The sequence below is a fragment of the Pseudomonas sp. P4795 genome (assembly GCF_048822895.1).
Taxonomy (GTDB): Bacteria; Pseudomonadota; Gammaproteobacteria; order Pseudomonadales; family Pseudomonadaceae; genus Aquipseudomonas.
Genome location: NZ_JBMFBT010000005.1, coordinates 441,410 through 459,804 on the forward strand (window position 1 = coordinate 441,410; position 18,395 = coordinate 459,804).

Annotated in this window: 21 protein-coding genes, 1 tRNA gene and 3 pseudogenes; 17 read left to right on the forward strand and 8 right to left on the reverse strand. The window is 56.2% G+C overall.

From position 1 onward, the window contains the following. The first annotated feature begins 26 nt into the window (after positions 1-26). The 5 genes and pseudogenes from ACOI8A_RS17055 to ACOI8A_RS17075 all read left to right on the forward strand — a co-directional run bounded on the left by ACOI8A_RS17055 (position 27) and on the right by ACOI8A_RS17075 (position 3,018). Positions 27-374 carry a hypothetical protein gene (locus ACOI8A_RS17055; protein WP_420646817.1) on the forward strand — a complete coding sequence of 116 codons (348 nt, stop codon included), beginning with the start codon at positions 27-29 and terminating at the stop codon, positions 372-374. 174 nt (positions 375-548) lie between these two features. Then, positions 549-1,607 carry a PDDEXK nuclease domain-containing protein gene (locus ACOI8A_RS17060; RefSeq protein ID WP_420646816.1) on the forward strand — a complete coding sequence of 353 codons (1,059 nt, stop codon included), beginning with the start codon at positions 549-551 and terminating at the stop codon, positions 1,605-1,607. Positions 1,608-1,706: 99 nt separating this feature from the next. Next, positions 1,707-2,125, forward strand: a pseudogene (locus tag ACOI8A_RS17065) (alpha/beta hydrolase); the annotation flags it as partial. Between the two features lie 20 nt (positions 2,126-2,145). Then, complete coding sequence (locus ACOI8A_RS17070) at positions 2,146-2,559, forward strand: hypothetical protein (RefSeq protein ID WP_420646815.1); 414 nt, start codon at positions 2,146-2,148, stop codon at positions 2,557-2,559. A 6-nt stretch (positions 2,560-2,565) separates the two neighbouring features. Next, positions 2,566-3,018, forward strand: a complete 453-nt coding sequence (locus ACOI8A_RS17075; RefSeq protein ID WP_420651271.1) for a hypothetical protein — start codon at positions 2,566-2,568, stop codon at positions 3,016-3,018. 70 nt (positions 3,019-3,088) lie between these two features. Here ACOI8A_RS17075 and gabP read toward each other — a convergent pair whose 3' ends face one another. Further along, the gene (gabP, locus tag ACOI8A_RS17080; RefSeq protein ID WP_420646813.1) at positions 3,089-4,480 is read right to left on the reverse strand and encodes a GABA permease; all 1,392 of its coding nucleotides are present in this window, start codon (positions 4,478-4,480) and stop codon (positions 3,089-3,091) included. A gap of 552 nt (positions 4,481-5,032) precedes the next feature. On the opposite strand from gabP, the gene ACOI8A_RS17085 reads away from it, so the two are divergent. From ACOI8A_RS17085 to ACOI8A_RS17135, 11 genes and pseudogenes are all read left to right on the forward strand, one after another. Next, positions 5,033-5,806 (forward strand): ABC transporter ATP-binding protein, encoded by a 774-nt coding sequence (locus ACOI8A_RS17085; protein WP_420646812.1) that lies wholly within the window; start codon positions 5,033-5,035, stop codon positions 5,804-5,806. Positions 5,807-5,819: 13 nt separating this feature from the next. Next, the gene (locus ACOI8A_RS17090; RefSeq protein ID WP_420646811.1) at positions 5,820-6,566 is read left to right on the forward strand and encodes an ABC transporter substrate-binding protein; all 747 of its coding nucleotides are present in this window, start codon (positions 5,820-5,822) and stop codon (positions 6,564-6,566) included. Between the two features lie 78 nt (positions 6,567-6,644). Next, positions 6,645-7,337 carry an ABC transporter permease gene (locus ACOI8A_RS17095; RefSeq protein WP_420646810.1) on the forward strand — a complete coding sequence of 231 codons (693 nt, stop codon included), beginning with the start codon at positions 6,645-6,647 and terminating at the stop codon, positions 7,335-7,337. Further along, a complete protein-coding gene (locus ACOI8A_RS17100; protein ID WP_420646809.1) occupies positions 7,337-8,041 on the forward strand; it encodes an ABC transporter permease in 705 nt (234 codons plus the stop codon). Before ACOI8A_RS17095 ends, ACOI8A_RS17100 begins: the two co-directional genes overlap by 1 nt. Continuing rightward, a complete protein-coding gene (locus ACOI8A_RS17105) occupies positions 8,022-9,257 on the forward strand; it encodes a methyltransferase (protein ID WP_420646808.1) in 1,236 nt (411 codons plus the stop codon). The genes ACOI8A_RS17100 and ACOI8A_RS17105 overlap by 20 nt, the downstream gene beginning before the upstream one ends. A 344-nt stretch (positions 9,258-9,601) precedes the next feature. Further along, entirely contained in the window at positions 9,602-10,438 is an 837-nt protein-coding gene (locus ACOI8A_RS17110; RefSeq protein WP_420651270.1) for an FkbM family methyltransferase, read from the forward strand. A 76-nt stretch (positions 10,439-10,514) separates the two neighbouring features. Beyond that, positions 10,515-10,590: transfer RNA gene (locus ACOI8A_RS17115), tRNA-Thr, on the forward strand. A 192-nt stretch (positions 10,591-10,782) separates the two neighbouring features. Continuing rightward, the gene (locus tag ACOI8A_RS17120) at positions 10,783-11,049 is read left to right on the forward strand and encodes a CopG family ribbon-helix-helix protein (RefSeq protein ID WP_420646806.1); all 267 of its coding nucleotides are present in this window, start codon (positions 10,783-10,785) and stop codon (positions 11,047-11,049) included. Then, positions 11,012-11,302 carry a type II toxin-antitoxin system RelE/ParE family toxin gene (locus tag ACOI8A_RS17125; RefSeq protein WP_420646805.1) on the forward strand — a complete coding sequence of 97 codons (291 nt, stop codon included), beginning with the start codon at positions 11,012-11,014 and terminating at the stop codon, positions 11,300-11,302. The genes ACOI8A_RS17120 and ACOI8A_RS17125 overlap by 38 nt, the downstream gene beginning before the upstream one ends. Positions 11,303-11,473: 171 nt before the next feature. Beyond that, a pseudogene (locus ACOI8A_RS17130) lies at positions 11,474-11,626 on the forward strand (integrase); the annotation flags it as partial. Between the two features lie 102 nt (positions 11,627-11,728). Further along, positions 11,729-12,859 (forward strand): hypothetical protein, encoded by a 1,131-nt coding sequence (locus tag ACOI8A_RS17135; RefSeq protein WP_420646804.1) that lies wholly within the window; start codon positions 11,729-11,731, stop codon positions 12,857-12,859. Positions 12,860-13,147: 288 nt separating this feature from the next. Here ACOI8A_RS17135 and ACOI8A_RS17140 read toward each other — a convergent pair whose 3' ends face one another. Next, entirely contained in the window at positions 13,148-13,573 is a 426-nt protein-coding gene (locus ACOI8A_RS17140) for a type II toxin-antitoxin system HicB family antitoxin (RefSeq protein ID WP_420646803.1), read from the reverse strand. A 30-nt stretch (positions 13,574-13,603) separates the two neighbouring features. Next, positions 13,604-13,786: a type II toxin-antitoxin system HicA family toxin gene (locus ACOI8A_RS17145; protein WP_420646802.1), complete on the reverse strand. Its 183-nt coding sequence runs from the start codon at positions 13,784-13,786 to the stop codon at positions 13,604-13,606. 467 nt (positions 13,787-14,253) lie between these two features. Here ACOI8A_RS17145 and ACOI8A_RS17150 point away from each other — a divergent pair, with 467 nt between their 5' ends. After that, positions 14,254-14,529 carry a DUF3077 domain-containing protein gene (locus ACOI8A_RS17150; protein WP_420646801.1) on the forward strand — a complete coding sequence of 92 codons (276 nt, stop codon included), beginning with the start codon at positions 14,254-14,256 and terminating at the stop codon, positions 14,527-14,529. A 58-nt stretch (positions 14,530-14,587) separates the two neighbouring features. Here the strand turns inward: ACOI8A_RS17150 and ACOI8A_RS17155 are convergent. From ACOI8A_RS17155 to ACOI8A_RS17175, 5 genes and pseudogenes are all read right to left on the reverse strand, one after another. Beyond that, positions 14,588-14,698, reverse strand: a pseudogene (locus tag ACOI8A_RS17155) (3-oxoacyl-ACP reductase); the annotation flags it as partial. A gap of 85 nt (positions 14,699-14,783) precedes the next feature. Continuing rightward, complete coding sequence (locus ACOI8A_RS17160; RefSeq protein ID WP_420646800.1) at positions 14,784-16,451, reverse strand: Fic family protein; 1,668 nt, start codon at positions 16,449-16,451, stop codon at positions 14,784-14,786. Positions 16,452-16,668: 217 nt separating this feature from the next. Continuing rightward, positions 16,669-17,349, reverse strand: a complete 681-nt coding sequence (locus ACOI8A_RS17165; protein WP_420646799.1) for an RES family NAD+ phosphorylase — start codon at positions 17,347-17,349, stop codon at positions 16,669-16,671. Next, positions 17,346-17,756, reverse strand: coding sequence for an MbcA/ParS/Xre antitoxin family protein (locus tag ACOI8A_RS17170; protein WP_420646798.1), 411 nt, complete (start codon positions 17,754-17,756; stop codon positions 17,346-17,348). The genes ACOI8A_RS17165 and ACOI8A_RS17170 overlap by 4 nt, the downstream gene beginning before the upstream one ends. A gap of 97 nt (positions 17,757-17,853) precedes the next feature. Next, positions 17,854-18,117, reverse strand: coding sequence for a type II toxin-antitoxin system RelB/DinJ family antitoxin (locus ACOI8A_RS17175; protein ID WP_420646797.1), 264 nt, complete (start codon positions 18,115-18,117; stop codon positions 17,854-17,856). Between the last annotated feature and the right edge of the window lie 278 nt (positions 18,118-18,395).

The window sequence follows — 18,395 nt, forward strand, 5'->3', positions numbered from 1 at the left end:
CAGCTGAGTGTTCGCGAAGGCACCTGATGAATCAGAAAAGAACCCGCATCCCCCTGCCCCACCCACCGCCGTATCGGCAGAGCCGGGCGTCATTCTGGCTGCTCGTCCTGGTCGGCGTGCTGATCGCCTTCGCCTTCAGCGCGTCGGTTTACCAGAACATCGACAGCCTGCTCAGCGGCTCGATCACCACCACCAACCGCGGGCCGCGCTCGACCTACACACTGGCCCTGCAACCGCGGATGTACTGGTTCGAGTTCTGGCGTCAGTGCGTGGGCAGCGTGATGCTGCTGGTAGTCGGAGTGGTCGGGTTGTGGGTCTGGCGCAAGGCGAGCGAACCGGCGGTCAAGCCCAAGGGTAAGGGCGCTCGCCGGTGAGCGTATCCTCTGTACGAAACGGACTACAGGCAAAACCCTGAAATACAGGTTTGCCCGGTAACTTCCTGCAAACCTCATCCCCCCTTCCCTCTGCTTTACCAGCGCCGCCCGACATCGCCACCGATTGGCTTTTGGCATCCTGTGTTTTCCGTTTCTCCTGACGTGGAAGACCTGATGAGCCAGCTAAAACCTGCTGACCCGCAAGACCCAAAAATCGATTCGCTGCTGGGCGAGCTTGGGCAACTGATACGCGAAGCGCGGCAGAAAGTGCTGCGTACGGTCGATGTGATTCAAGTTCAGACCAGTTGGCAGATCGGGCGACATATTGTCGAGTTCGAGCAACAAGGCGCCCAGCGGGCGGGATATGGCAAACAGTTGCTGGCCAGGCTGGCGAGGGAGCTGACAGCGGATTTTGGAAAGGGGTTCGATGAGACCAATTTGCGGAAAATGCGCCTGTTTTATCAGTTATTTCCAATTCGAGACGCACTGCGTCTCGAATTGAGCTGGACTCATTACCGCAGGCTACTGCGGGTCGATAGCGAAAAGGCCCGAAAGTGGTACATGGATGAATCCGCCACACTCAACTGGTCAAGCCGAGCCCTCGACCGGCAGATCAACACGTTCTACTACGAACGCTTGCTGATGAGCCGTGACAAGGCAGGTGTGACTGAGGAAGCCACCACCAACATCGAGGCGATGAATTGCAATCCGCGCGAGTTCATTCGCGATCCCGTCATTCTCGAGTTTCTTGGCCTGCCATCCCCGGGCAAGGTCAAGGAGAGCGAACTCGAACAAGCACTTATTGATCATCTGCAAAGCTTTCTGCTTGAACTGGGCAAAGGCTTCTCGTTTGTCGCGCGCCAGCAACGCATCAGCACCGACGGCTCGGATCTGTTCATTGATCTGGTGTTCTACAACTACCTGCTCAAATGCTTCGTGATCATTGATCTCAAACGCGGCCAGCTCAGCGCCCGGGATGTCGGGCAGATGGACATGTACGTGCGCATGTACGACGAACTCAAGCGCAGTGAAGGCGACAAGCCGACAGTCGGGATCATTCTGTGTACGGAGAACAACGAGTCGGTCGCACGCTATTCGATTTTGAAGGGCAACGAGCAACTGTTCGCCAGTAGCTACAAAACGGTGCTACCGAGTGAGGAAGAACTACGGGCAGAGCTGAATCGGGAACAGGCGCTGCTGGAAGAACGCTTGCTCAATCAATCCACAGAATAATCCTGCGAATTGTTCACCCGGCCGAGTGAGCCTATCGTTGACAGCTAACGTGCAAAGGTCGAGAGCCATGAGCGTTCAGGACGCCCAAGAGAACGGATGGCGGCCGGACTGGGCGCTTCCGGGCATTTGAGCCGACGACTGGTGACGGTCGGTGCGCACTTCGCTTACTGGCGCGACTACGCGCCGAGCATCGACCGAGCGGTCGCAAGATGATCGCGGAAAACGGCCGACTGCCGTTCGCCAACGTCCACGCACAGACGTTGGCGATCAGCATCAGCGACGATCCCTACGGCACGATTCCAGCCATCGAGCGCCTGCTCGACTACTTCAGCAATGCGCAAAAGACACACCTGCGAATCCACCCCGAGGACATCGGCGAACAACAAGTCGGACATTTCGCCTTTTTTCGCAGCGCATACCAAGCCACACTATGGCCCATCGCTCTGACCTGGCTGCAGACCGGTCAGCTGGCCCCCGACACACCCGGGCGGCAAGTTCCGCGCAGCCAAACCCTTTAACGCACCACGGAACAGCACTCATGGCCTCCGCCAACAAGCAGCAAAAACGCGCCGCCCGGGCCAAGACCAAGGCCAAGCAGAACCGCACCAAACGCACCGAGGCGCCGGTCGAGCTGGACCCGAACGATGATCGCATCGACTTCGAATCGGTGGATCTGACCGAGCTGTTCAAGAAGATGATCGACGCCGAGAAGATCAGCCAGCAGGCGCTGTGCAGCGCGTTCCTTGAAGACCCGCTGCTTGAACTGGTGTATGAGCAGGAAGGCGAAGAAGGCGCGATGGACTTCATCCTCGCCGCGCTGATCGAATATCGCCAGTGGTCCACCGAAACCGACGAGGCCGGCGCGCTGGCGTGGATCGAATCTCCGGCCTTCCAGGCTGACTATGTGGCGGCGTCCGACGCGATCGCCGCACAAACCCAACAGAAAGATTGAGCTCCCATGGCATCCCTGAACAAGCAACAGAAGCGCGCCAAACGCGCCAAGGCCAAAGCCAAACAAATCCGCATGGTCGGGCGTAAACCGCTGGATCAGGACGAAGATCTGGGCCACCTCGCCGAACCGATCCCGGAATACACCCTGGCGATGTTCAGCAAAATGCGCGACGCCGAAGCGGTCAGCCGCAACGAAATGCTGCTGACGCTGCTGCGCGAATTGGCGTTCATCATCATCGATCATCCTGATCTGCTGGACATGGAAAACGCCGACAACGAAGGCATGGCCGCCACCCACCTGGCCGCCGACATGCTGATCGACTACCGCATGTGGGCCGACGGCATGACTATCGAAGCCGCCCAAGCCTGGCTGAGTGAACCGCAGTTCATCACCGATTTCGGAATTGCGCTGGATGCTTATGGCAAGTCGGTCGAAACGCAGGAAGACAAGAGCGAGTAAACAGCGCTCGCAAACAAAAACGGCCGCTTGTCATCACTGACAGCGGCCGTTTTGCATTACGCGTTACCGATCAATTCAGCACCACAGCGCCACGCTTCTCGATCTTGCGCCGACGCGCCACCAGCAAACCGGTAGCCACCACCAGCAGGCTCAGCAAGCCGGTCGCGAGAATTTCCACGCGGTGCGCGTCCTGGAACAGCATGATGGTCAGGGCCGCGACGATGAACACGATCACCGCGTAGGTCAGGCCCGGGAACAGCCACATGCTGAAGACGATCTTCTCGCCGCGTGCCATGCGTTGTTTACGCATGCGCAGTTGCGAAATCGCGATCACCAGGTACACCAGCAGCGCGATGGCGCCGGAGCTGGCCAGCAGAAATTCGAACACCGCCGCCGGAGCCACGTAGTTGGCGAAAGTTGCCAGGAACGCCGCGCCGGTGGAGAGCATGACTGCCCAGTACGGCGTGCCGCTCTTGTTGGTGCGGGTGGCCACGGCCGGAGCATCACCGCGTTTACCCAGCGAGAACAGCATGCGCGAGGAGGTGTAGAGCGCCGAGTTCAGGCAACTGGTGACCGCGACCAGAACCACGATGTCGACGATCATCTTCGCGTTGGGAATGCCCATACGTTCAAGCACAGTCTGGTAGGAACCAAGGCTGGCCAATGCAGGATCATTCCATGGCACCAGAGCCACAACAATGAAGATCGACACGAGATAGAACAAGCCGATCCGCCAGATCACCGAGTTGGTGGCCTTGGAAATCTGCTTGCCCGGGTTCTTCGATTCGGCAGCCGCGATGGTCACGATCTCGGTACCCATGAACGAGAACATGGTGGTCAGAATTGCGCCCAACACCGCGCCCATGCCGTTCGGCAGGAAGCCCTGAGTGTCGAACAAATGCGAAACGCCGCTGACCTGGCTGTTCGGCAGATAACCGAAGATCGCCGCGAGACCCAGCCCGATGAAACCGATGATCGCCAACACTTTGATCAGGGCAAACCAGAATTCGAACTCACCGTAATTCTTCACGCTGAACAGGTTCGTCACCGTCAGCAGCATGGTAATCACCAGAGCAAAGGCCCAGATGCCCACATCCGGAAACCACGCGTGCAGGATGGTTGCGGCCGCGTTGGCCTCCAACGGGATGACCAGAACCCAGAACCACCAGTACAACCAGCCAATAGTGAAACCGGCCCAATGGCCGATGGCGCGGTCGGCGTAAGTCGAAAACGAGCCGGTGTCCGGCGAGGCGACGGCCATTTCACCGAGCATGCGCATCACAAGGACCACCAACATGCCGGCAGCGGCGTAGGCCAGCAACACGGCCGGGCCTGCAGCGGCGATGGCGTGGCCGGAGCCTACGAACAGACCTGCACCGATCACCCCGGCGATCGACAGCATGGTCACATGACGCGGTTTGAGCCCCTGTTCGAGGCCGTTGGAGCTTTGAGTACTGCTCATCGAAACTACCTTTGCGAGGAAAGCGATTCAGTCCGGCCCGCCCGGTTTTCCTTCTCGTAAAAAGAAACCAACGGGGCGTTCCTTATTCTGCACGCAATATTTGCGCCAAAATGTTTCATCCTCCCGCGTAACGGGGTGTTGCGCGCGACCGGACAGTCATCGCAAGTCATTGAGATTAATGGCTATTCGCCAGAGCGTTACCCTGCGACTCACTTTTTAAACGAATCACCGCACCAGAAACACACGCAAAAAGTGTGGGATGCACAATAAAAGGGCGAATCCGGAACGATCGGCCGGTTAGCGCTTCCAACACCCCGCCAAAGGTGGCAACATCGCGCCTTTTTTTACCCGGCACCCTAGGCTTTGCACGTTCAAACACCCGTTCGGTTGTTGATGGGGCGACAGTCTTCTGCGCCGATGCGACAACCTGCCACACGCCATCCGTTTACCGCGCCCAGCGCTGTTGGCTGCCACTGAAACGCTATGCTAGCTTGGCCGCCTCGCCAGGAAGGCCAACCAACAGCAGGAGCGCAACATATATGAGGAACGCACATGGCTGAGGCCACGCCCGCGCTTGAAATCCGCAACTTGCACAAACGCTACGGCAAGCTTGAGGTGCTCAAAGGCATCTCGCTGACCGCCCGCGACGGCGACGTGATCTCGATCCTGGGTTCCTCCGGTTCCGGCAAGTCCACGTTCCTGCGTTGCATCAATCTGTTGGAAAACCCGCATCAGGGCCAGATTCTGGTTGCCGGGGAAGAACTCAAGCTCAAGCCCGCCAAAAATGGAGAACTGGTTGCCGCCGACGGCAAACAGATCAATCGCCTGCGCTCCGAGATTGGTTTTGTGTTTCAAAACTTTAATCTGTGGCCGCACATGAGCGTGCTCGACAACATCATCGAAGCGCCGCGCCGCGTGCTCGGCCAGAGCAAGGCCGAGGCCATCGAAGTGGCTGAAGCGCTGCTGGCCAAGGTCGGCATCGCCGACAAGCGCCATGCTTACCCGGCGCAATTGTCCGGCGGCCAGCAACAGCGCGCGGCAATTGCCCGCACGTTGGCGATGCAACCGAAGGTGATTCTGTTCGACGAACCGACATCCGCCCTTGACCCGGAAATGGTCCAGGAAGTACTTAATGTCATCCGCGCATTGGCCGAAGAAGGCCGCACCATGCTGCTCGTGACCCATGAAATGGGCTTTGCCCGTCAGGTCTCCAGCGAAGTGGTGTTCCTTCACCAAGGCCTGGTAGAAGAGCAAGGATCGCCACAGCAGGTGTTCGATAACCCGCTTTCGGCGCGCTGCAAACAATTCATGTCCAGCAACCGCTAACGGAGCTACCCGCATGCAGAACTATAAAAAGGTCTTCCTGGCCGCCGCCGTCACCCTCGCGTTCAGCGCCGGTGCCATGGCCGAGACCCTGAAGATGGGCATCGAAGCGGCTTACCCGCCGTTCAACAACAAAGACGCCAGCGGCAACGTCGTCGGCTTCGACAAAGACATCGGCGACGCCCTCTGCGCGAAGATGAAAGTCGACTGCACCGTGGTCACTTCCGATTGGGACGGCATCATTCCGGCCCTGAACGCCAAGAAGTTCGACTTCCTGATCTCCTCGATGTCGATCACCGACGAGCGCAAAGGCGCAGTGGACTTCACCGACCCGTACTACTCGAACAAGCTGCAATTCATCGCACCGAAAGACAAAGACTTCAAAACCGACAAGGCTTCCCTGCAAGGCAAAGTGATCGGCGCACAACGTGCGACCCTCGCCGGCACCTGGATGGAAGACAACATGGAAGGCGTCGAAGTCAAACTCTACGACACTCAGGAAAACGCCTACCTTGACCTGACCTCCGGTCGTCTGGACGGCATCCTCGCTGACAAATACGTCAACTACGAGTGGCTGAAAAGCGAAGCGGGCAAGCCTTACGAATTCAAGGGCGACCCGGTTGAAGAAAGCGACAAGATCGGTATCGCTGTACGAAAAGGCGACACTCTTCGCGCGCGTCTGAACCTTGCGCTGAAAGAAATCGTTGAAGACGGCACCTACAAAAAGATCAACGACAAGTACTTCCCGTTCAGCATCTACTGATCCTGACCTGCCGGATCGACGCCGCACTTTCGCGGCGTCGATCCCCGGCCTTGCCTGCCGCGATTTGAAAAGAAATCCATGATTATCGACCTCTACGGATTCGGCCCGGCGCTTGCCGCTGGCGCGCTGATGACCGTCAAACTGGCACTCACGGCCCTGTGCCTGGGTCTGGTGCTCGGTCTGCTCGGCGCCTTGGCCAAAACTTCCCCGTACAAGCCACTGCAATGGCTTGGCGGAACCTATTCGACCCTGGTGCGCGGCATCCCGGAATTGCTCTGGGTGCTGTTGATCTACTTCGGTACGGTCAACCTGATGCGCGCCCTCGGTGAGTTCTTCGGCAACCCCGATCTGGAACTCAATGCCTTCGCCGCCGGCGTGATCGCGCTGGGCCTGTGCTTCGGCGCCTACGCCACAGAGGTGTTTCGTGGCGCGATTCTCGCGATTCCCAAGGGCCACCGTGAGGCTGGCGTCGCGTTGGGCATGTCGAAAGTGCGGATCTTCACGCGCCTGATCATGCCGCAGATGTGGCGCATCGCCCTGCCCGGCCTCGGCAACCTGTTCATGATCCTGATGAAAGACACCGCACTGGTATCGGTGATCGGCCTGGAAGAAATCATGCGTCACGCGCAAATCGGCGTGACCGTGTCCAAGCAGCCGTTCACCTTCTATATGGTCGCCGCATTCATGTACCTCGGCCTTACAGTACTGGCGATGACTGGCATGCACTTCCTGGAAAAACGCGCCGCCCGTGGCTTCGCGAGGAGCGCTTAATGAATTGGGCTGACTTTAAATGGGAAGTAATCATCAAATGGCTGCCGAAGCTGGCGCAGGGCGCGACCCTGACCCTGGAGCTGGTGGCCATCGCCGTGATCGCCGGGCTGCTGCTGGCGATTCCACTGGGCATCGCCCGCTCTTCGAAACTTTGGTACGTGCGCGCTTTTCCCTACGCCTACATCTTCTTTTTCCGTGGCACACCGCTGCTGGTGCAATTGTTCCTGGTCTACTACGGACTGGCGCAGTTCGACGCGGTGCGTAACAGCTCGATGTGGCCGTACCTGCGCGATCCGTTCTGGTGCGCCACCGCGACCATGACTCTGCACACGGCCGCGTACATCGCCGAGATCCTGCGCGGCGCGATTCAGGCGATTCCGCCGGGCGAGATCGAAGCGGCACGGGCGCTGGGCATGTCCCGGCCCAAGGCGCTGTTCTACATCATCCTGCCGCGCGCGGCGCGCATCGGCCTGCCGGCCTACAGCAATGAAGTGATCCTGATGCTCAAGGCCAGCGCCCTGGCCAGCACCGTAACGTTGCTGGAACTGACCGGCATGGCCCGCACGATCATTGCCCGCACTTACCTGCCGGTGGAGATTTTCTTCGCTGCCGGCGTGTTCTATCTGCTGATGTCCTACGTGCTGGTTCGCGGATTCAAACTGCTGGAACGCTGGCTGCGCGTTGATGCCTGCCAAGGGCGTTGATTCTTCCCACGTGCTGACGGGCGAGGAACTACTCGCCCGCTTCACCGCGCTGGATGCGTTTCTCGCAATGCATCAAGCATTGTGGAAACCTCGACCGTTCACTCATCTTGCGCTTCCGTGGGAAACCTCCTACCCCGAACTGTCTGCGTGGCTACGTGGGCGATCGCTGGAGGACGCGGAAAGTGCGCATAACCAGCCTGCCGATCTTGTTGATGCGCCGGAGCCATTCGCAACGTTAGCCGCGCTGTCACTTGAGCTGAGCGCAGTTGGGGAATTGCCGACCCATGCGCTCGAGGCGGCAGGTCATCGCTTGAACGTCGATGTGCCGGGGCGCAAGTTGCAGCAGATCGAAGCGTTCGCAGGTTGCCTGTCGTTTAGCTCAACGCCACAGCACTGGCTGGATTGGTGCTCGGGCAAAGGTCACTTGGGCCGACGCCTGTTGAGCCGCGGACAACAACTCACCTGTGTGGAATACGACCCGGCGCTGATCGCCAGCGGTCAGGCATTGAGCCAACGTCATCATCTGCACGCATTGCACGTCGAGCAGGATGTTCTGGCTGCTGACGCCGCTGTGCTGCTAAGCGCCAATCACACGCCCGTCGCCCTGCACGCCTGTGGCGATCTGCATGTGCGGCTGATGCAACTGGCCAGCGCCGCCGGTTGCCGACAACTGGCGCTTGCACCGTGCTGTTACAACCGGATCAGTCTCACTCAATATCAGGCGCTTTCCTCGGCCGGTGCAGAATCCGCCCTACAGCTGTCGCGGGAAGATCTGGCGCTGCCGATGAGCGAAACGGTCACCGCAGGTGCCCGCATCCGACGTCAGCGCGACACCTCCATGGCCCGGCGCCTTGCCTTCGATTCGTTGCAACGCAAAGTACGTGGCGTCGATGAATACTTGCCAACGCCTTCCCTGCCCAGCGCCTGGCTGGAAAAACCTTTTGCCGATTACTGTCGCGACTTGGGCGCGCTGAAAGAGTTATCCACAATCGGCGAGCAAAATTGGCTGGCTCTCGAAACCGCCGGTTGGCAGCGATTAGCCGAAGTTCGCAACCTGGAACTGCTGCGCGGATTATTCCGACGGCCGTTAGAGCTTTGGCTGAACCTGGATCGGGCGCTTTTCCTCGCCGAACAGGGATATGACGTACGGCTTGGGACCTTCTGCGACGCACATCTCACTCCGCGCAATTTTTTGCTAGTGGCCGAACGCATTTAAATCTTTACAGCCTGTGGATAACTCTGTTGATGAAATTATCCTGGATCCAATATCCACGCCTGTTTCACGCCATTAACAGTACTGGTCATTTTTTGTTCACATGAATAAAAAACCAGTAAAACAGGGATTTGCGAGACAAATGAGAATGCGTTCACAAAATTCGCCTTGAGTGCGCTTATAGGCCAGCCCGTTGTGCATAAGCCTCCAAGCAAAAGGACATAACCGCCGAATTGCGGACCTGTGCAATGCACAATTGCGCCCCCTATCTACCCTTGCTATACAGGTTTACGCCGTGCAGGTAGCGCACACTCGAAAAAGAAAAATCTGACCGACAGGAAGCCACCGTGACGTTCATTTCTTACGCACAGAATTTCGAAGACATCCGCTTGTGGCGGGCACTCAAATTCTTCGAAAACGGCTTCTATATCGATGTCGGCGCCAACGATCCGCTTCACGATTCCGTTACCAAAGCCTTTTACGATCGCGGCTGGAGCGGCATCAACGTCGAGCCGATGCAAAACTTTCACGACGCCCTCCGCCAACAGCGCCCCCGCGACACCACGCTGCAATGCATCGCCAGCGATCAGCCCGGCGAAGTCACGTTCTACGGCATTCCCGGCACCGGCCTGTCCACTGCCGACCCGGTCGTGGCTCAGGAGCGCCGCGATCTCGGCTTCGACGTCCGCAGCCTGACCGTCAAGGCCCGTACCCTGACCTCGATCTGCGAAGAACACGCCAGCGAGCGCCCAATCCACTTTCTGAAAATCGACGTCGAAGGCCACGAAGAAACCGTGCTGCGCGGCATGGATTTCAGCCGCTTCCGCCCGTGGATCATCCTCATCGAAACCCCGTTCGAGCGCGACCACACCTGGGAACACCTGGTCACCGACGCCGGCTACCAAAACGTCTGCTTCGACGGCCTCAACAGCTACTTCCTGGCCAATGAACACATCAACCTGAAACCGGCATTCGAGATGCCACCCTGCCAGCTCGACAACTTCCAGCTCTGCCTCGGCCACCCCTTCGCCCACCCCGTCGGCCCCAACGAAGCCGCCGCCCTGGAGCAGATCAGCGCCGCCACACAACGCGCCGAACACGCCGAAGCCCAACTGCGCGCCATCCAGAACAACCGCGCCTGGCGCGCCATCCAGAAACTGCGCAAAGTCCTGCGCCGGGCCTGAATTTGAGCCTGTGCAAAAATAGTCTGAATTCAGGGGTTTACAGAATTTTCCCAATGGCTATAATCGTCGCCCACACGCCGGTATAGCTCAGTTGGTAGAGCAACTGACTTGTAATCAGTAGGTCCCGGGTTCGACTCCTGGTGCCGGCACCATACAAAACAAAGCCCCTGCAGAAATGCAGGGGCTTTGTTGTTTCTGGGTCAATGCAACCCCGTCGCTCGCCTGTAAATCCTTCCCCTTCCCCTTCTCCAAACCGACAAATTGCTATTGACCGACCACCAGCCGAAGCATAACGTTTGCATACCGTGTACACAGCGTATACAGAAAATGTATGGAGCAACGTTATGGCAGCCTCTCCCGTTCTGTCTTTCCGAGTAAAGCCCGAACTTGCCAGCGAGTTGGATCAACTGGCGCAGGCGACCGAGCGAGATCGTCAATACCACCTGCAGCGGGCTTTGAGCCGCTACGTGGCCGATGAATCCTGGCATTTCAAAGCCGTGCAGGAAGGCATTGCAGATGCTGATGCAGGCAACGTCACTGATTTGGATGCCGTAAAGGCTAAATGGGTAAAACGTGCCGAAGATCGCATTAAGCAGCAAAGCGGAAAGTGACCTAGATGGAATATACGAACATTACGAAAGTTTAGTCGGCGTGGAGTTGGGGGAGGCAGCCGTCTTCCACATTCTCAACTGCCTGGAAATGCTGGAGCGTTTTCCGAATGCAGGAAAAGCATCTCCAGTGCCCGACTGCCGAGAGCTGATTATCACCACGTATCCGTATCGAGCTACCTATCGCTTGCAAGGTGACCGCGTGATGGTATTCCGTATTCTTCACCAGCATTCGGAGCGTCGTGAGGAATGGTGATCGTTGATACGCAGAGGCGCCCAGGTAATTGACCAACTGATTACAAGTCAGTAAGTCCAGACTCATCATCACAGCACAAAGCCCCGTAACTCGGGGCTTTATGGTATCTGGCGTTTGAATGAATATGGCCAATTGGAAGAAAATAAATCCGTCCCCTTTTTCCACGCGAAAGATCACTTCGCGCTACACGATCTGAAACGGCGCGGCATCACTGACACGACCGGCACCAGGGCAGACAAACAGGAAGCGAGTGGCCACCGTGACGCGAAGATGATGGACGTGTACGACCACAGTGTCCCTATCGTTTCACCCTCTGCTGACTGACTCCACGATCCGAGAGGGACGGCTGCCTTCAAAAAATAACGAAGGCAGCCGCGTAAAAGCTAAGCTGACAAGCCACGGCCCGCCAACGTAGGGAAGCAAGGCATGAGAACTGACGAACCAAGCAAAGGACGCAGCGCTAAATCTGAGCGAGATGAGTTCAGCCCTTCTACAAAAAGCATTCTTGCACTGCGCGTTGCCTACCGTTGTTCATATACAAACTGCGACAAGACAACCATTGGCCCCAGCGATTCAGCTATCAACAAAACCATAAGCATTGGCGAGGCTGCCCATATCACCGCTGCTGCGCCTGGAGGCGCGCGGTACGACCCCACTCTGACCCCAGAGCAGCGGAGTAGCATCAACAACGGGATATGGATGTGCAAAATTCACGCTCGTCTCATCGATGTTAATCCCTCTGTCTATCCCCCTCACGTTCTCCACGCGATGAAAGCAGAACACGAGGCGCGTATTAACCTCGAAATTTCCGGTTTGAACCCTGGCCGAAACGCTTTCGACTTCATAGCAATCGGCCCGTCGATAGTCTTCGTTGGTGATTTGGTAGCTGCAGAACGGAGCAAGTGGAGCTATCGCGTAGAACATTTCGTTATAGGAGATCTTTCTGAACTGTTGAGATACATCGACCAGTTCGAAAGCGCGGATCCTTATGACAAATACGTGCTCGTCAATGAACTTGGAGACGGCCGCGAACTGTTGGCCGCGCCATCATGGTCGAAAACCGGCAACGACTGCGTCATCACAACCCTGGTTAAGCCCGGTTTTCCGAAGGTCGATGTTCATCAGCTTCCAATGACGATGGCGCTGGGTGAGGACCATGATTTTCAAATCCTCAACGGAAGTCTTGCTCGAATAAGAGGCTTGGAAGCACTACCTCAACAAGTCAAAACGTGCCTTTCGATGAGTCGTGGAGAGTCTTATTTCGCTCCCAGCTACGGCACGCGAATCCGTGAATACTCCGTCGGCTTCTTTGGCTCGCCCTGGCTTCCACGTCTAATTAAGCTGGAGGCTATAAGGATGGCCGCCATTCCATACGTAGACAGCCACGGAATAACGCCGCCGACGACACCGCTCCGCTGCGTTCGAAAGGTTATTTCGATTGAGCAACTCGACGCTGTCGGGGATGGTGGCTGGTATCGATTCCGTGTCGATCTGGATATTGAAGGGTTAGGCGAATGGTCACGCGAAATGCCAATCCTAATATCCGAGAACCTTTGAGTGCTAATCGCCACGTAACAGATGAACTACAACCCCCGAAACATGCGGTTTTTGGCGTATCTGCACGCAACAATGAATCTCTTAAGTCATTGTTTTTATTGCTTAAAGAACCTTCCTTGTAATCAGTAGGTCCCGGGGTCGATTCCTGGTGCCGGCACCATACAAAACGAAGCCCCTGCAGAAATGCAGGGGCTTTGTTGCTTCTGGAATCTGACATTCCCGCCGATATGAAAAAAACCCTCAAATAGCTATTGCTCAAGGGGGCCGTTATTCAATGTGAGGTTGCTGCTAAGCAGCTTCCACCAAGATCGAAATCCGCCGTCCAAGCTGCTGCAATGCACGCTCAACATTCTCGATCTTTGAGTGATGCAGAAAATCGACCAAGCGATCAACCTGCGGTCGTTGTACACCCAAACGGCGCGCAAGCTCGGCTTTGCTCACGCCAGACTCAAGTAGCGTATTCCACAACGCAACCTTCGCAGCGGTCAGCGCAGGCAGACGCAAAACAGCGTCACTTTCCTGCTCTCTCGCATCACCTGTCGGAATCAACCGGCGATCATCAACGTAAATCGACAAGGCTGTTTCCATCGCATCAATAGCGCCGTCGAGTGCTTCCCCGAGAGTATCGCCAGCGGCGTACATCTCTGGAATTTCTGCGCAGGACAACCAGACACTGCTCGGCTCCTCGTGTACTTCCAACGCATATTCGAACATTACGCTTCCTCTCATGGGTACAGCTGGGTCTCAATCCTTGAGGCCCAGCTGCTTGATTATCGATTTTCTCAACCCTTCACCCATCTCCTTGGCTCCGTGGTCGGGAAACACAGTTGATTTGCCGTTCAAGGAAACCTTGAAGTGACTGCCCTTGCCGGTTTGGAACTCCGCACCTTGGGCTTTCAACCATCGCCGAAACTCGCTGTACTTCATGTGCGTCACTCGCCGTTTCGGTAGAGCGACTCTGCAACATATTTGTTGCCTATGCAACATAACTGTTGCACGCAAATAACTTGTTACACCCGCCACCACCGGGCCACGATTGCGCCCCACCCTGCCGGAAGCTACCTTCAGAGCCGTCGCTGCCAATTCAGCGACCGGGCCTGATAACCCGAGTAATATGTAGGCGCTTCAGCGTCCTAATCACGTTTGCCGGCGTTTTTTATGCCTGCGCATTCGTGCAATGGCGGCTGTGCGTGGGAGACCTTCGGGTCTGCCGGGTTCCTACATTTCCGGTTTATCAGCCTGCGTACAGCTGCCACCCATTCGCCTGATAACGAATGCGGCAGCTTCAATGCAATGTAGGAGTCTGAACATGAAAGCTTTCGAACGAACCACAATTTCTTCTTCCGCTACACAGGGCATCCCCTTCCACCTCCCAGCAAACGGAAGGTGAAGCCATGACTAATCCCCACGATCTGAAAACCCTCGGCCTCACCCATTTCTCTTACCAATCCAACCACGCACTGTTTCGCACCAGCGCCGGCGTTCCGGTGACGACCGCCCTCTCCCACGCCTCGCATTTGCTGCACATTTCCAGACTGCTGACCTCAGATACCGACGTCGCACGCGATCCAGATCTCTACGCCTGTGCTTCGCAATACTTGCAGGAGTTGAGCAAGGCGTTGATTGATGACGCGGTCAAAGTGCTCGGAGCATCAGGTTCGAAACCATAATCCGTCGCGCAAAAAAAACCCCTCGCATCTCTGCGAGGGCTTTGCAAAACAGCATCAATCAGTGCCCAGCGCTCTGCCCGCCATCCACGTGCAGAATCTCACCAGTCACAAACGCCGCGTTACCCAGATACACCACGGCCTGCGCGATATCGTCGATCTCGCCCATATTCATTGGTGATGCGGTGTAATAAATGGAATGCTGTAGTCGTATGTCACGCCGCCAGCCCCCACAGAAAAGAGTCTGGCTCAGAGGGTCATTTCCCGGCTGGTTGGGTGGGGTGATATCGGCCGATCACACTACTATCTATCGGGCCTTCCTCTCTCATGGCGTTCGCTACCGCCTCGATAATCGAGGTCCAGATCTCCGGTTTTGTGAGTACCGGCATTTCCTTCGCCAGAACGTTGCTCAACTGACCTTTATTCTGCTCTATCGAACGTAGCAGTCGGTCTGCCTGATGATCAGGCATTTCTACGATCTCTTTAATGGCCAGCCGCGCCTGAGAATGGCTTCGCAAGTATTTGGATTCCTCGCGCATTTGCTCAGTGATCGTGCGTCGGACAATGTTGGATATAAAGACGACGTGAGGACCTAAATCAGGATAGCGCCATAGCGGTCGCGCCTTATCGTAATCAGAGAACTCTATATTCGAGACCACACCATCAGGATATTGCGTGCGAGTGCTGGCAAACCTCACTTGATCACGAATGTTCTGCATCAGTGGTTTTGAGACCTGGTCCAGAACACTGTCATAAGCCCGCCGCTCGCCAGAGTCATCTGTGATAACTGCGGAAATCGGAAGAATGACCGGATCGGGTATCGCGCCATCGCGGCGAAGGATGTCGTTAATCAGGAAGCGGTGAACTCGACCATTTCCGTCAGCCAAAGGATGGATATAGACAAAGGCGAACGCAGCTACCGCACTACGCATGACCGGGGATTGTCCCTGAGTGCGACTCAGGAACACACGAATGCCCTCCAGCATCTGCTCAAGGTCCGCTTCAGGAGGAGCAACGTAATGGACAAGTTCTTGATAACGGACAGTCTCACCGACAAACACTGGTGACTGGCGAATTCCCAGCCGTGTAAGGGTCGTTACTGTGCCCAGTATTTCTTCTTGCATCTCTGCCAATGCAGTATCGGTCAAAGGCAGTTCGCCCTGCCCCGTGCGTCTTGCCAGGACATCTGCGAAGCGCTGGATTCGTGTGGAGCGATCAGCCTCGCCCTCGATGGCAAAACTGGCCTTGCTCTCTCTGAGCGTCATCCAGGCGGCAGCTCGCAAAAGAAGGGCCTCGCCAAACTCTTGGGTCAATTGTCCGAAGAGCAGAGGAACATCGAGATCTGATGCCGATTTCACTGCTTCTGTTTTCACGACCGTTGGGCAAAAGTGACGAGTTCCTGCGAGATTGTCGTTCACCCGCCAGCGAGGCACTTTCACTATTTGGTCTGAAGAGGCCGCGACCATCAACGCAGCGTTGATAGCATCGACATAATTGCCACCGATGCGTTCCGGTACCCTCAATGTCTCGCCAGTCAGCCATTCATATAAAAATGCTGCTCTGCGCGCATATTGTCCGGTCGGTTCTGCTGATACCCATAGCTGGATCATTTCGCAGCCAACCTTTGCAAATAGCCGACTCAAAAATTCAAGATTGATGACTTCGTGACGCAAATGAAAATGAAGATTCGATAAAAAATCGGGATCTGGACGCATATTTTCCGGGTAGGTTTCGAGCCGATATCCGTCCTCGAGCTGCGTTGATCGTCTTCCCCCTACCTGACTCACAACCGCAAACCGCGCCATAGGCATTACCCCAGAGTCTCTCGCCAACCATGCAGCACCGACTGGCTTTTCAGGTAATTCAGTCATGAGAGACGCCTTGAATAATAATTTGATCAAAAACTGTTGCAGATCATCATCCATGAGTAAAAACAGTTCGTCTTGCACAAAAACGATTATTTCTATAAACAAATGAATAATTTCGATTATGTAGCAGGCCTATCACAGGCGACGATCGTGTTTATCCAATTCCTACCAAAGGATCAGAATGTCTCAAAATGATTTTGAGTGGTCAAAAATGATTACAAAATAGATATCTTGCTCAAAATCAGTTTCAGCCATAGCTCGAAATATTGAGTCTTCAAACCTCGCTCACCTCAAAAACAAACGAAATCTTGCGCTGACTCGCACTCCAAACATAACGCAGATGTTTGCCCTGCTTCGGAATCGAAACGGCCGGCGGGCGGAACGCGGCGACGCATTCATGGCCGGGCAAACGTACGCTGTCGTAGAGCAAGCCCCATGACAGTGTTTCTCGAAGCTGTCGGGCAAACGCCTGAGACGGGCCATAAGCATCGGGATCAGGCTGATGCAAATGCGGAAAATCGTGGCGGATGTCGTGCAGCGGCTTGATCACGCGATTGATGTAGGTGCGCATGGTCAATTCCAGATCGGCCTCGTTGGTTGCGGCGAGGAAGCGTTCTTGGTGGAAACAGGTTTCGGCGATGGCCGCGGCTTGGCTGCTGGCGGCGTAATACACGCCGAACGTGCCGTCGGTGAAGCGACTGCTTTTGCCGATGTGGGTGAACGCCGCCATTACCGGAGTTGAACCGGGGCCAGAGAGCCGGTCTTCAGGCCGCACGCGGTCGAGGACGCCGGCCTGTGCGATCAAACGATCATTGGTCAGCGCTTCGAGTGCATAGGCGATTTCCAGATCCTCCGGGTCGAGCACATCTTCGAACAACGCAATCGGCGGGAAGCTGCTGTTGACGATTCGATACGCTCGCGGCCATTGCGGATCGACCAGCGCCGGCGCCTTCAACCGCGCACTCCGTCGAGATAACGACGTACGTCGGCGATGTCCACCACCCGCCCGACGAGCATGTAATCCAGTGCGGTTTGACCGTTGAACGGCGCGGCAGTATTCGGGCTGCTGACCCACGTATAAGCGCGCTCGCGACTATTGCTGAAGATGATGCTCAGCGCCTTGTGAATGCCCATCAGGTAGGAAATTCGCTCAAGCGTGTCGTGCGGCAAGCGCACGTTCGGCGGCAGGTGTTTGTATTTGTAAAACGTCGTATTGCCGACCCCGCCCAGCAGCGTCCTTTGTTGCTCGGCGTTACAGCCCCAGCGCTCCATGAGGTTGAAAAAAAACTTCAGCGCGACGCGACCGGCTTCGGGGACGTCGAGTTGTTCGCGTGGGGTCAGGGCTGGGGATGAGGTGGGCATAGGGTCGTCCAAAATTACTGCGCATACGTCAATGCTAGTACACATACGAATAAATATTGAAAACCTATCCACAAATGTATCAAAGCCATTCTTCTCTTCACATATCAGGACACTTGAACATTTCCTCTATCAAATCGAAACGCTGGCAAATATTTCTGGCTTCTCTCATTGCACTTGCCGTCTTCTTTGAAGGTACTCGTACGTCAAAAGGCATTCGCTGGTTCGAAACAACCTGTTGGAGGAACAGTCGCATGGCATCTTCGATAGTGAGTCCGCAGGCATTAAAAACCTGAGTGGCACGCACTATTAACTTCTCGTCAATGCGGCAACACACGTCTGTAGTTTTCGATAGCGCAGCCATTTCTCACCTCTGCCAATTGATGTGCGATTTCCTGAGTTCCTGGTTCGCACGTCTTGGCCTTATTCCAGCCGCTTTGTCGTCGCCTCGCTATCAGCCCAATCCCAACTTCCCATACGACCCGTCCACAGTTCTCGCAGGTAAGACCCGCCAACCGTGTCAGCCGTTTCCCTCAGCAAAACAGCCGAACGCCCCAAAACCAGGCACTTTTTTTGACCCCCATCACCCCCATGTCGCCTAAAACCCCGATCCTGTGTCAGCCTCCAGCCATCGGCGGAGAC